This window comes from Pectobacterium sp. CFBP8739, from assembly GCF_013449375.1.
Classification (GTDB): Bacteria; Pseudomonadota; Gammaproteobacteria; order Enterobacterales; family Enterobacteriaceae; genus Pectobacterium.
In genome coordinates, this window is the sequence record NZ_JACDRR010000015.1 from 1 (window position 1) to 13,609 (window position 13,609).

General features: G+C 52.0%; 11 protein-coding genes. 4 read left to right on the forward strand and 7 right to left on the reverse strand.

Annotated features, from left to right (window positions below):
* The 3 genes from H0247_RS13160 to H0247_RS13170 form a co-directional block, all read left to right on the forward strand.
* Nucleotides 1–871, forward strand: an 871-nt coding sequence (locus H0247_RS13160; protein WP_180742943.1) for a putative Ig domain-containing protein, incomplete at its 5' end; no start/stop codon positions are given.
* Nucleotides 872–1,002: 131 nt separating this feature from the next.
* Nucleotides 1,003–2,463, forward strand: coding sequence for a TolC family protein (locus H0247_RS13165; protein ID WP_219606748.1), 1,461 nt, complete (start codon nucleotides 1,003–1,005; stop codon nucleotides 2,461–2,463).
* Nucleotides 2,464–2,876: 413 nt separating this feature from the next.
* Nucleotides 2,877–3,770, forward strand: a complete 894-nt coding sequence (locus H0247_RS13170; protein WP_180742945.1) for a LysR family transcriptional regulator ArgP — start codon at nucleotides 2,877–2,879, stop codon at nucleotides 3,768–3,770.
* A gap of 77 nt (nucleotides 3,771–3,847) precedes the next feature.
* Here H0247_RS13170 and H0247_RS13175 read toward each other — a convergent pair whose 3' ends face one another.
* From H0247_RS13175 to tkt, 7 genes are all read right to left on the reverse strand, one after another.
* The gene (locus H0247_RS13175; RefSeq protein WP_180742977.1) at nucleotides 3,848–4,573 is read right to left on the reverse strand and encodes an oxidative stress defense protein; all 726 of its coding nucleotides are present in this window, start codon (nucleotides 4,571–4,573) and stop codon (nucleotides 3,848–3,850) included.
* A 220-nt stretch (nucleotides 4,574–4,793) separates the two neighbouring features.
* Complete coding sequence (argO, locus tag H0247_RS13180; RefSeq protein WP_180742946.1) at nucleotides 4,794–5,408, reverse strand: arginine exporter ArgO; 615 nt, start codon at nucleotides 5,406–5,408, stop codon at nucleotides 4,794–4,796.
* A gap of 205 nt (nucleotides 5,409–5,613) precedes the next feature.
* Nucleotides 5,614–6,489, reverse strand: coding sequence for a small-conductance mechanosensitive channel MscS (gene mscS, locus H0247_RS13185; RefSeq protein ID WP_180742947.1), 876 nt, complete (start codon nucleotides 6,487–6,489; stop codon nucleotides 5,614–5,616).
* A gap of 126 nt (nucleotides 6,490–6,615) precedes the next feature.
* Entirely contained in the window at nucleotides 6,616–7,692 is a 1,077-nt protein-coding gene (fbaA, locus tag H0247_RS13190) for a class II fructose-bisphosphate aldolase (protein ID WP_039278117.1), read from the reverse strand.
* 138 nt (nucleotides 7,693–7,830) lie between these two features.
* The gene (gene pgk, locus H0247_RS13195) at nucleotides 7,831–8,994 is read right to left on the reverse strand and encodes a phosphoglycerate kinase (RefSeq protein WP_180742948.1); all 1,164 of its coding nucleotides are present in this window, start codon (nucleotides 8,992–8,994) and stop codon (nucleotides 7,831–7,833) included.
* Nucleotides 8,995–9,066: 72 nt separating this feature from the next.
* On the reverse strand, nucleotides 9,067–10,083 hold the full coding sequence (gene epd, locus H0247_RS13200) for an erythrose-4-phosphate dehydrogenase (RefSeq protein ID WP_180742978.1): 1,017 nt from the start codon (nucleotides 10,081–10,083) through the stop codon (nucleotides 9,067–9,069).
* Between the two features lie 314 nt (nucleotides 10,084–10,397).
* Complete coding sequence (gene tkt / locus H0247_RS13205; RefSeq protein ID WP_180742949.1) at nucleotides 10,398–12,392, reverse strand: transketolase; 1,995 nt, start codon at nucleotides 12,390–12,392, stop codon at nucleotides 10,398–10,400.
* Between the two features lie 409 nt (nucleotides 12,393–12,801).
* Between tkt and H0247_RS13210 the strand changes: the two genes are divergently transcribed.
* On the forward strand, nucleotides 12,802–13,554 hold the full coding sequence (locus H0247_RS13210) for a M48 family metallopeptidase (RefSeq protein WP_180742950.1): 753 nt from the start codon (nucleotides 12,802–12,804) through the stop codon (nucleotides 13,552–13,554).
* Nucleotides 13,555–13,609 lie beyond the last annotated feature (55 nt).

Genomic DNA, 13,609 nt, shown 5'->3' on the forward strand with positions numbered 1-13,609 from the left:
CTTCATCGATCCGGATGGCGACACACTGACCCTCAGTGCCACGCTGGCAGATGGCTCACCGCTGCCAAGCTGGCTCAGCTTTAATGCTGCCACCGGCACCTTCTCCGGTACACCAGCCAATGGCGATGTTGGCAACCTGAGCATCAAGGTCACGGCCAATGACGGCGATGCCTCAGTCAGTACCAGCTTTAGCCTGACTGTGGCTAATAGCAATGTGGATAACGGTGATCCAGAGTTTAGATCCAGCACCCCAGGGCCAACATTCACTACTTCAACACAGTCTCCAATCATTACGGCCGTCTCCAATGCCCCCGTGACGCTAGGTGCACTATTTGCTCCAACATCACTCGGATCCCTGAATACCGGCGGAACACCCGATAACACAACCCTAACATCGTCGATTTTTCAGGCCTCTCAGAATATTCAGCAAACCAGTCGTGTACAAGTCGGTCAGATGGCTGGAGCCGTTGGACAGAGTACCGCCTTAGGCGGAGCCAGTCGGTTTGAAAGCTCTCTGGGATCGTTCCCTAGCTTCAATAACGGTGGTTCATTGGGGGGAAGTTCTTCGTTGGCTGGGATGTTTTCGGGGCTAAACTTGCCTTCTCTCTCATCAATGGAAGTGTTCTCTGGCGGAAGTTGGCGTGACATCAGCAGTAGCTCAACCAATACCGAAAGTGTGGCACGGCCTACTGCCCCATCGGAAAATGTGGCGATGGAATTCTCACCGGGGCTGGAACGACAATTGCAGTACATAGGAGATAGAGAATTACAACGCCTAGACACGATTGAACAAGCATTAGTCGATTTGGAAGTATTCGATCGTATGCAGGCTGAGCGTGATCAGATCAATAACGATAGGCTGCAAGGATAAAGGGGATCGTGGGACAAGGTGTTTGTGGCAACAGCAATGACAATAGCAGCCGAAGAATAACAACAACGTTCAGGAGTGGAATTGTGGCAAAGTTTCAGAAATTTTTCAGTCTCAGCCTCATCGTGATCGCGATGAGTGGTTGTGCGGTTACCAGTCAACCCCTTTCGAAAGAACAAAGCGAGCAACGTATCCAGCAGGATAAAGTTGCCATGTTCAGCGACCAGGAGCCAGTCACAGCCCCAATTACGTTGTATGACGCGATGGCAAGAGCGCTAAAATACAATCTGGAAGCTCGGCTGAAAGTGATGGAACAGGCGGTATCACAACAACAACTGGATCTGGCGCGTTATGACATGCTGCCCCAGATCGCAATGTCGGCAGGGTATGTCGGACGCAGTAATACCAGCGCATCCAGTAGTACCAATATTGCGACTGGCGCACAATCATTAGCACCATCAACCTCTCTGGATCGTAACCGAGATGTAGCAGACCTGACGATGGTATGGAACGTGTTGGACTTCGGCGTCAGTTATGTCACGGCCAAACAAAAAGCAGATCAACGCTGGATAGCCGATGAGCGCAAGCGCAAGGTGGTTCATACTATTATTCAAGACGTGCGTTCGGCGTACTGGCGGGCAGTCGCGGCAGAGCGTCTGCTAGGGCGGATCGATAGTTTGATCGACCGGGTAAATCAGGCACGCGAAGCCAGTGAACACATGAGTACCCAGCAAGTTGGCGATCCGGTTGAAGCACTCAGTTATCGCCGTGCGTTGATCGACGCCGTGCGCCAGTTGGAAGAACAGCGTCGTGCATTATCGCTGGCGAAGACTGAGCTGGCGACATTGATGAACCTGCCACTGGATAAGCCATATATACTGGCGCTACCAAACGGTAACGACGTGCAAGTGCCGCAATTAAACGTCGATATCAATACGCTGGAACAAACTGCGCTACGCAGCCGTCCAGAATTGAAGGAACAGGATTATCAGGTACGCGTTCGCACAGCAGAAACCCGTAAATCCTTGTTACGCATGCTTCCAGGACTGGAAATCAGCGCGGGTGGTCACTACGATAGCAACTCGTTCATCGCTAACCAAAGCTGGGCTGATGTCGGTGTGAAGGTAACCTGGAACCTGTTTAATCTGCTGTCCGGGCCGACGGCATACAAAACAGCTCAAGCCAATGAGAAAGTATCAGAAGTTCAACGTCAGGCGATGTCACTGGCGATTATGGCGCAATTGTATATCGCCCGCGCCAACTTCAATGAAGCGGTACGGCAGTATAAAACTAGCACTGAATTGCGCGATCTCGACAGCCAGATTGCTGAACAACTGCTCAACCGTTATAAAGCCAACAGCATTGGCGAATTGCAGTTGATTCAGGGAGAACTGAATGCTCTGAATGCTAGCCTGCGCCAGGATTTGGCCTATGCGGAGCTGCGCAATACCTACGGCCAAATTATCTCGACCGTCGGACTGGATTTGCTACCGAAAACGCTCTCTTCCGACCGCTTGGTGGATATCAGTCAAGCATTACGTCAGTCTGAAACTCACTGGCAGCAAGGTAAGATAGATGAGTTGCAGTCTTTTTGAGATCTCTGGCGATTCAAACAACACTATTATCTGAGCATTCACAGTACAATACGCCGTATGCATTCTATTTAAGCGTCAACTTAATGCGTATATACCCTATTACTTCACACATAGGGTTAATACTACTGTCATAGACAGTAATCAATGGCGATAAGTCTTCCACTCCGGTAACACATAACTACCGGAGTGGATTTAACACTGCCCTCATGTTGTATATACCCAGCTCAAAGTCAGTGTCTCTTGCTAAATGCCCTTTTCAGCTTATATAGAGAAATGCATGCGCTGGTTTTGTCAGAAACAACATGTTCTCTTTGTCCAACAAAAGCACTGGCAAAATAAGATTTCTGCATGGCAAATCAGCAAAATGTGGCATAGTGAAAAAAAACAGGCTCATTCAGAGGATTTTGACTTTCATGAAACGCCCGGACTATCGAACGCTTCAGGCTCTGGATGCCGTCATCCGCGAGCGTGGTTTTGAGCGCGCCGCCCAAAAATTGTGTATTACTCAATCTGCCGTTTCACAACGTATCAAGCAATTGGAAAACCTGTTCGGCCAGCCGCTTTTGGTCAGAACCATTCCCCCCCGCCCGACGGAACAAGGGCAAAAGCTGCTGGCGCTGCTGCATCAGGTTGAGCTGCTGGAAGAAGAGTGGCTGGGCAATGAAACCAATAGCGATATCCCGCTGCTGCTGTCGCTGGCGGTGAACGCCGACAGTCTGGCAACTTGGCTGCTGCCCGCATTACAACCAGTTCTGGTCGATTCACCAATTCGCCTTAACTTGCAGGTAGAAGATGAAACGCGCACGCAGGAAAGGCTGCGCCGGGGTGAAGTGGTAGGGGCGGTGAGTATTCAGTCCCAGCCGCTGCCGAGCTGTCTGGTGGATAAACTGGGCGCACTGGATTATCTGTTTGTGGCCTCTCCGACCTTTGCCGCCCGCTATTTTCCCAATGGCGTGACGCGTTCGGCGCTGCTGCGCGCACCTGCGGTCGCCTTCGACCATCTGGATGATATGCATCAGGCTTTTTTACAGCAAAACTTTGATTTATCACCGGGCAGCGTTCCCTGCCACATCGTGAATTCATCAGAAGCCTTTGTACAACTGGCTCGACAAGGTACGACCTGCTGCATGATCCCGCATCTGCAAATCGAGAAAGAACTGGCCGATAACGAGTTAGTCGACCTGACGCCGGGGTTGTTTCAGCGGCGGATGCTCTACTGGCACCGCTTTGCGCCAGAAAGCCGGATGATGAGAAAAGTCACTGACGCCCTGCTCGCGCACGGCCATCAGGTACTGCGCCAGTCATAACGCCTTTATGTTTCAGTAAAATGCCACAGGCCTGTCTGAGCAGGCCTGTGGGTATTATTAACGAGTGAGAACAGTGCTTACTGTGTACGCTGTAGCTCAAAGACAACATCCACCTGATCGTCAAAGTGAATGGTTTGCTGTTCATAGGTTTGCGCCGCTTCACTTTGCACCGCCGCATCTGCCGTTTTAAACATTCGCGCCATTGGCATCGGCTGATAGTTGGCAACGTGGTAACGAACGCTGTAAATCGGCCCCAGCTTGGCGTTAAAGCCCTGCGCCAGCGCGGCGGCCTGACTCGTCGCCTGCTCAATGGCTTTCTTACGCGCTTCATCACGATAGACTTCTGGATTGGCAACGCCTAATTCTACCGTGCGAATCTCATTCAGCCCCGATTTCAACGCCCCATCCAGCAGTTCATTCAGTTTGTCTAACTGGCGCAGCGTCACTTCCACTTGACGCACGGCACGGTAGCCTTTCAGCACCGAACCGCCCGTTTTCAGATAGTCATATTCTGGCTGTGTACGTAAATTGGCGGCATTAATATCCTTTTTCTCAATGCCATTTTTACCTAGAAAATCAAAATATTGTGCAACACGGGCATCGACCTGCTTTTTCGCTTCCGCCGCATCCTTCGATGACACACTGACTTCAATCGCCAGACGAGCGATATCCGGCGTCGCATCTACGCTAGATGTCCCTGACGTCACGATATGCGGGCCATCCGGCAGTTCCGCAGCCTGAGCGGCCATCGATATACCGCCCAATCCTACCGCAGCGACCAGCGCCAGTGCATTTAGCTTCATCATACCTCGCTTCACACTCTCTCCTTACTTATGTTTCGTCACGTATGCCGCTGGCAGATTGTCTGTGCCAACACGGTATCTTCCAAAATGAAAGAGACAAGACGGACGGCTTCACCGACCAACATAACGCATTACTAACTCCACACAATATAGGTGAATTTCTGAAACCTAGATGTCTTTCTGAAGCCTAGCGTGAGGAGATGTCATTTATTTCCAGCCATTATTGCCAGCCGTGACGCGCCAGTTGCAAGGCAATGCCCCACATCACTACGCCGACACAAAAGTTGATCCCCCGTTGTACTCGTGGCGTATTCAGCCACGGTGCCAGCCAGGCGGCCAATAGCGCCAGCGCAAAGAACCAGGTGAAAGACGCGGTCATCGTCCCTAGCGCAAACCATCTGCGGGCATCGCCTGCAAACTGGCTCCCCAGACTCCCCAGCACCACAAACGTATCCAGGTAGACATGTGGATTAAGCCAGGTCACGGCCAGCATGGTAGCAATAATGCGCCAGCGGCTTTGTTTCATTACCTCGGCGCTGGCGAGCGTAATATTTTTGCTGAAAGCTGTTTTCATCGCTCCCCAACCAAACCAGAGCAGGAACGCAACGCCGCCCCAGGTCACTGCCGCCAACAATAGCGAAGACTGGCTGAGCAATGCGCTGCCGCCAAAAACGCCTGCGGTAATCAACACCATATCGCTCAAAGCACATAACAGCGCCACCATCAGGTGATATTGCTGGCGAATCCCCTGATTCATCACAAACGCATTCTGCGGCCCCAAAGGCAAAATCATCGCTGCCCCTAACAGAACGCCCTGTAAATACACCGCCCACATACTTCTCTCCTCCCCCGTTTGTTGTTATCGCGGAGGAGTTTATGGAAGCCGATTAAATAAGTGAAATTGAATATTCTAACACTACATTAGCTAAGCTAATGTGCTGACAGTAGGTAAAGCGAGGTTGAATGAGAAGACGATGCCTGATGAGGCACCATGCTCATGTCAGGGCATGGTGCCTATTTGGGTGCGTATGTCAGCGAGTTTATTCTGGCTGTTTCGCTACGGGTTGTACGCCTACAGAGGGTACGTTATGAAGGTGTACATCCATCTGCGGGTAAGGAATACCGATATGGTGCTCATCCAGCACGCGTTTAAAGCTTTCCAGCAGATCCCAATTAACTTCCATTGCATCACCATTCGTCGTCCAAACTCTCACGACAAAATTCAGCGATGACGCCGCCATTTCATTCAGGCGAATCGTGACACCTTTGTCATGTTGGATACGTTCATCCGCGGCGACAATATCGCCCAGCAGCTTTTTCACCACGTCGATGTCGGCATCATAGGCTACGCCGACAATAATTTCGGTACGACGATTCGGTTCACGTGAACTGTTGATGATGTTGCCAGCAATGATTTTGCCATTCGGCACCACGATAATTTTGCCGTCAGCGGTACGCAGCGTCGTCGAGAAGATCTGTACCTGAGTGACCGAACCGGACACGCCGCCTAAGTCCACCCATTCACCAGCACGGAACGGCCGGAAGATGACCAGCAAGACGCCCGCAGCAAAGTTGGCTAATGACCCTTGCAATGCCAGACCGACTGCCAAGCCTGCTGCACCTAGTACGGCAATGACTGATGCCGTCTGTACGCCAACCCGACTCAATACCGCAATCAGCGTGAACGCGATAATGCCATAACGCACCAGCGCAGACAGGAAATCTGCCACGGTTGAATCGATAGAGCGGTTAATCATCAGCTTATTGATGGTGCCGGAAACGATCCGAGCGATCACCAGACCAACGATGAGGATCACTAATGCGGCGACGATATTCACGGCATACTGCAAAAACAGGCTCTGGTGTGTCACCAACCAGTCCCCTGCCTGATCCAAGCTCGTATTAAGTTCTTCCATTTGAAGGCTCCTGTTTTTTTAATCACTGGAAAAGCATAACGTCCATCACCTAAAGCGCAACATTACCACCAAAAATTAAGGCTCCCGTAGGAGCCTTAGCATCAAATCATATTTGCGTCGTCTGTCTTACAGCACATCAACAGCGTTCAGCTCTTTGAAGGCTTGTTCCAGACGCGTCACCATGCTCGCCTGAGCGGAACGCAGCCACACACGCGGGTCATAGTATTTCTTGTTCGGCTGATCTTCGCCTTTCGGGTTACCCAATTGGCCTTGCAGATACGCTTCGTTTTCTTTGTAGTATTTCAGGATACCTTCCCACGTTGCCCACTGGGTGTCGGTATCGATGTTCATTTTCACTACGCCGTAGCTAACGGAATCTTTGATTTCCTGAGCGCTGGAACCAGAACCACCGTGGAACACGAAGTCCAGGCTGTTGTGCGGCAGGTTATGTTTCTTGGAAACATATTCCTGAGAATCACGCAGGATGGTTGGGGTCAGCTTCACGTTACCTGGCTTGTAGACGCCATGCACGTTACCGAAAGAGGCAGCGATGGTGAAACGTGGGCTGATCGCGTTCAGTTTGGTGTACGCGTAGTCAACGTCTTCTGGCTGGGTGTACAGAGCAGAAGCGTCCATGTGGCTGTTATCCACACCGTCTTCTTCACCACCAGTACAACCCAGTTCGATTTCCAGGGTCATATCGATTTTGGCCATACGTGCCAGATACTTAGAACAGATCTCGATGTTCTCTTCCAGAGACTCTTCAGACAGATCAATCATGTGAGAAGAGAACAGAGGTTTGCCGGTAGCCGCGAAGTGTTTTTCACCCGCATCCAGCAGGCCATCGATCCACGGCAGCAGTTTCTTGGCACAGTGGTCAGTGTGCAGAATGACCGGAACACCATAATGCTCAGCCATTTGGTGAACATGATGAGCGCCAGAAATCGCACCCAAAATTGCCGCCTGCTGACCTTCTGCCTTCAGACCTTTACCCGCGATGAATGCTGCACCGCCGTTAGAGAACTGAACAATGACCGGCGCGCGTACTTTGGCTGCGGCTTCCAGCACAGCATTGATTGAGTCGGTACCGACACAGTTCACTGCTGGCAAAGCGAATTGGTTTTCTTTTGCTACTGCGAAAACTTTCTGAACGTCATCACCAGTGATGACACCGGGTTTTACGAAATCAAAAATTTTAGACATGTTACGTGTCCCGTTTCGTTGGCCGTGGAGGGGTTAGAGAAATCGATGTTAAATCGACAAGATTGTCTCGACACGATATTGCGAACATCACATATCGAGACAACCACAGGAAAGAGGAAAAGCGCCCCTTACCTTAAATTATTGCTTGGCGCGTTCTTCCAACATAACCACTGCTGGCAGTTTTTTCCCTTCAACGAATTCCAGGAATGCACCACCACCGGTAGAAATGTAGGAGATTTTGTCAGCAATACCAAACAGATCGATCGCAGCCAGCGTATCGCCGCCGCCTGCGATAGAGAATGCTTCGCTATCTGCGATCGCACGAGCAATGGTCTCGGTTCCTTTGCGGAAGTTCGGGAATTCGAAGACGCCAACTGGGCCATTCCACAGAATGGTCTTGGCATTCTTCAGAATTTCAGCCAGACGCTCAGCGGAAACATCGCCCAGATCCAGAATCTGCTCTTCGTCTTTGATTGCCGTAACTGACTTCAGCGTTGCGGCCGCAGTTTCAGAGAATTCTGACGCAACACGTACATCGCTCGGTACAGGAATATCACAGGTTTCCAGCAGCTTTTTCGCTTCAGGAATCAGGTCGGCTTCGTACAGAGATTTACCCACGTTGTGGCCTTGTGCTGCCACGAAGGTGTTAGCGATACCACCACCGACGATCAGCTGATCGGCGATTTTAGACAAGGAATCCAGTACGGTCAGTTTGGTGGAGACTTTAGAACCACCCACAATAGCGACCATCGGACGTGCTGGTTCGCTCAATGCTTTGCCCAGCGCTTCCAGCTCATCAGACAACAGTGGGCCTGCACAAGCGATAGGCGCAAATTTACCCACGCCGTGAGTGGAAGCCTGCGCGCGGTGCGCAGTACCGAATGCGTCCATGACGAACACATCGCACAGCGCCGCATATTTCTTGGACAGAACTTCGTCGTCTTTCTTTTCGCCTTTGTTAAAGCGGACGTTTTCCAGTACAACCAGCTCGCCTTCGGCGACATCAACACCATCCAGATAATCTTTCGCTAGACGCACAGGCGAAGAAAGTTTTTCTTTCAGGTAGTCAACAACAGGCAGCAGAGAAAATTCTTCGTTGTACTCGCCTTCGGTCGGACGTCCCAGGTGGGAGGTGACCATAACGCGAGCGCCTTGTTTCAGCGCAATTTCGATGGTCGGCAGAGAGGCACGGATGCGCGCATCAGACGTCACTTTCCCTTCTTTTACTGGTACGTTCAGATCCGCACGAATAAGAACACGTTTACCAGCCAGATCCAGATCGGTCATCTTAATTACAGACATGGTGAATCCTCTTGTTGATTCTCTTTTAAAGTTGCTTGAGCGAGATAGCGACTCCTGATCGCCACCGTCGTACTAGAAACCGCAGGCTGCCATCGCTCGTGTTGTATCCAACATCCGGTTGGCAAAGCCCCATTCGTTATCGCACCAGACCAATGTTTTAATCAGATGCTGACCACTGACCCGTGTCTGCGTGCCGTCAACAATGGCACTGTGCGGATCGTGGTTAAAATCAGCTGACACTAATGGCAATTCCGTATAATCAACTATACCACGAAACGACTCGTGCGCTGATTTTTGCAATAGTGCATTAATTTCATTCACGTTTACGGCTTTCCTGACGCTAACGCTCAGGTCAATTGCCGTGACGTTAATCGTCGGCACCCGCACCGAGATCGCCTCAAAACGATCGACAAACTGTGGAAAAATACGGGTGATCCCCGCCGACAGTTTGGTATCTACCGGAATGATCGACTGGCTGGCGGCGCGTGTACGCCGCAGGTCGTGATGATAAGCATCGATCACCGGCTGATCGTTCATGGATGAGTGAATCGTCGTCACCGTACCATTTTCGATACCGAAGGCATCATCCAGCAGTTTGATCACTGGGATAATGCAGTTAGTCGTACAAGACGCATTGGAAACAATACGATGCCCACTTTCCAACTGATGGTGATTGACACCAAACACTACCGTCGCATCCAGATCCGTCGTTCCCGGATGAGAAAACAGCACTTTCTTTGCGCCTGCCGCCAGATGGGCTTCCCCATCTTCTCGGCTGCCGTAGACACCGCTGCAATCCAGCACGATACCGACACCGAGTTCTCGCCAGGGCAACTGCTGAATTTCTACCTGATGCAACAGGCGAATACAGTCATCACCAATATAAAGCTGATCGCACTCCTGACGCACATCCCACGAAAAACGGCCGTGGCTGGAATCATACTTGAGCAAATGCGCCATGCCTTCCGCGCTTGCCAGCTCGTTAATCGCCACAACGGCAATCTCAGCTCGACGGCCTGATTCATACAATGCACGTAAAACACTGCGGCCGATGCGGCCAAAACCGTTTATCGCAATACGGATCGTCATGGCGTTCTTTGTGGTTCCTTGTGTCATGGCAGGCTTACCCAGCACATAGGATATACCCTTCTTAGACACCAGAGAACCCCTGATGAAACGCCGTCAGCACAACAACTGAAACGCTTCAGCTAGAATAAACGAATTAACACATAAAAGAAATATTCTCGTCCAGCACACGCAAGAAGAGTGACCTGAGTCATAAAAATGAAAAAACCGTATCTGAGAGACAGACAAAACGCATCGAGAGAGAAGTTAAATTCAGGATGAAAAAAAGCCGCCAGTATTAGCTGACGGCTTCTCATATCGGGGTTAACGCAGCGCGATTACTTCAGCAGCGCCTGCGCCTTTTCCACCACGTTATCGACGGTGAAACCGAAGGTTTCAAACAGTTGCTCAGCCGGCGCCGATTCGCCGAAGCTCGTCATGCCGACAATCGCGCCATTCAGGCCAACATACTTGAACCAGTAGTCCGCGATACCCGCTTCAATCGCCACGCGTGCCGATACGGCTTTCGGCAGCACCGCTTCACGGTAGGCCGCATCCTGCTTGTCGAACGCATCCGTAGACGGCATTGACACCACGCGCACCTTGCGGCCTGCGGCAGTCAGTTTGTCATACGCGCCGACAGCCAATTCAACTTCTGAACCGGTGGCAATCAGGATCAGCTCAGGCTGGCCGTCGCTGTCTTTCAGCACATAGCCGCCTTTCGCCACGTTCGCCAATTGCTCAGCGGTACGTGACTGCTGTGCCAGGTTCTGACGAGACAGGATCAGCGACGTAGGGCCGTCCTGACGCTCAATCGCGTATTTCCACGCCACCGCCGTTTCCACCTGGTCTGCCGGACGCCAGTTGCTCATGTTCGGCGTCACGCGCAGGCTGGCCAGCTGTTCAACCGGCTGGTGCGTCGGGCCGTCTTCGCCCAGACCGATGGAGTCGTGGGTGTAAACGTAGATGCTGCGGATTTTCATCAGCGCGGCCATACGTACAGCGTTACGCGCGTATTCCACAAACATCAGGAAGGTTGCGGTGTACGGCACAAAGCCGCCGTGCAGCGCAATCCCGTTGGCAATCGCCGTCATGCCGAATTCGCGCACGCCGTAGTGGATGTAGTTGCCCGCGTGGTCTTTGTCCAGCGAAACAGAACCGGACCAGATGGTCAGGTTGCTCGGTGCCAAGTCGGCAGAGCCACCCAAGAATTCCGGCAGCAGTTTGCCGTAGGCTTCCAGCGCGTTCTGTGAGGCTTTGCGGCTGGCGATTTTCGCCGGATTGGACTGCAAATCGTCGATAAATTTCTGTGCGTCCGCCTGCCAATTGGCCGGCAGCTCACCGCCGGTGCGGCGTTTGAACTCGGCAGCCAGCTCAGGGTAGGCGCTGGCGTAGGCGGCAAACGCCTCATCCCAAGCTGCTTCCTTACGCTGACCGGCTGGTTTGGCATCCCAGGCGGCATAGATATCAGCAGGGATCTCAAACGGTGCGTGCGCCCAACCCAGCTGTTCGCGGGAGGCGGCGACTTCGGCATCACCCAGCGGCGCACCGTGGGAGTCGTGCGTACCGGCCTTGTTCGGTGAGCCGAAGCCAATCACGGTTTTGCACATCAGCAGCGACGGCTTGTCGGTTACCCGTTGCGCTTCGCCGATGGCGCGTTTGATGGCGTCCGCATCGTGACCATCTACGCCGCGCACCACGTGCCAACCATAAGCTTCAAAGCGGGCGGCGGTATCGTCGGTAAACCAGCCTTCAACATGACCGTCAATAGAGATGCCGTTGTCATCATAAAACGCGGTCAGTTTGCCGAGCTTCATGGTGCCGGCCAGTGAGCAGACTTCGTGAGAAATCCCTTCCATCATGCAGCCGTCACCGAGGAACGCATAGGTGTGATGGTCGACAATCTCGTGACCCGGACGGTTGAACTGCGCCGCCAACGTGCGCTCGGCAATCGCCATGCCGACCGCGTTGGCAATCCCCTGACCCAGCGGGCCGGTGGTGGTTTCGACGCCCGCGGTGTAGCCGTATTCGGGGTGGCCCGGGGTTTTGGAGTGCAGCTGGCGGAAGTTCTTCAGTTCTTCAATCGGCAGGTCGTAGCCGGAGAGATGCAGCAGGCTGTAAATCAGCATGGATGCGTGGCCGTTGGACAACACAAAGCGGTCACGGTTGGCCCAGTTGGGGTTGGCCGGATTATGGTTGAGGTAATCGCGCCACAGCACTTCGGCGATATCGGCCATGCCCATCGGTGCGCCCGGGTGACCGGATTTGGCTTTCTGCACCCCATCCATGCTCAGCGCGCGGATAGCATTGGCAAGTTCTTTACGAGAGGACATGCTTGACTCCAGATCGGATTGAACGACTGCCCTTCCTGTAAAACCAACAAAATCAATAAGTTAAACAAGAATGGCAAAATAAATATGACTACAAATGTACATGAAAAGCGGAGGGAATGCACATGGAACCGTGAGCAAAAAACAGGGATTTATCGGCAGACGAATCAATGGCGGTTCTTTTACCAATTAGGCAGTTGATTACAGCACTATACACCGTGTTTTCTAGCAGGTTCGCCTTTATCAACCGCGTCTTTTTGGTACGCCCCCAAAAAAAATTCATTGTCAACGACGATATCGGAAAGCAGACAAATCAGATTTTCCGATCTATTTATCAATGTCATTTTCGGGTACCTTATAACCGCTTTTTGGGTGTTAAAAAATAAACATTAATCGTATGGAGATGATTTTTATGGCTATTCGTTCTTCTGTACTGGCGCTGTGTGTCGCAACCCTGCTGACCGGCTGCCAGAACTTAAACACCAGTACCTTAATGCAATCTGGCGCACAGGCGTTCCAAGCGGCAACGCTCAGCGATGCTGATGTTAAATCACTCAGCAATCAGTCCTGTGAGCAAATGGATAAAGAAGCAAAAATTGCCCCTGCCGACAGCAAGTACACGCAGCGCCTAAATAAAATTGCGAATGCGCTGGGTCATGACATCAACGGTACACCAGCCAACTATAAGGTTTATCTGACAAAAGATGTGAACGCCTGGGCAATGGCTAACGGTTGCATCCGCGTCTACAGTGGCCTGATGGATATGATGAATGACAACGAAGTGGAAGGCGTTCTCGGTCACGAAATTGGCCACGTTGCGCTGGGCCACACGCGTAAAGCCATGCAGGTTGCCTATGCAGCGACGGCTGCACGTACTGCTATTGGCTCTGCGGGCGGCGTAGCGGCATCCCTGTCACAGTCTCAACTCGCCGATCTGGGCGAAAAACTGGTGAATTCCCAGTTCTCTCAAACGCAGGAAACACAGGCCGATGATTACTCCTTTGATTTGCTGAAGAAACGCGGCGTCAAACTGGAAGGTCTGGCAAGCAGCTTTGAAAAACTGGCCAAACTGGATGCCGGTCGTGAGAGTAGCATGTTCGATTCCCATCCTTCATCAGAAGGGCGTGCCAAACACATCCGTGAACGGATTGCTGCCGAGAAGTAACCCCGCGTTCTGATAACTCACAAAGCAGGCACACCGCGGGCAATTGAAAAAATCT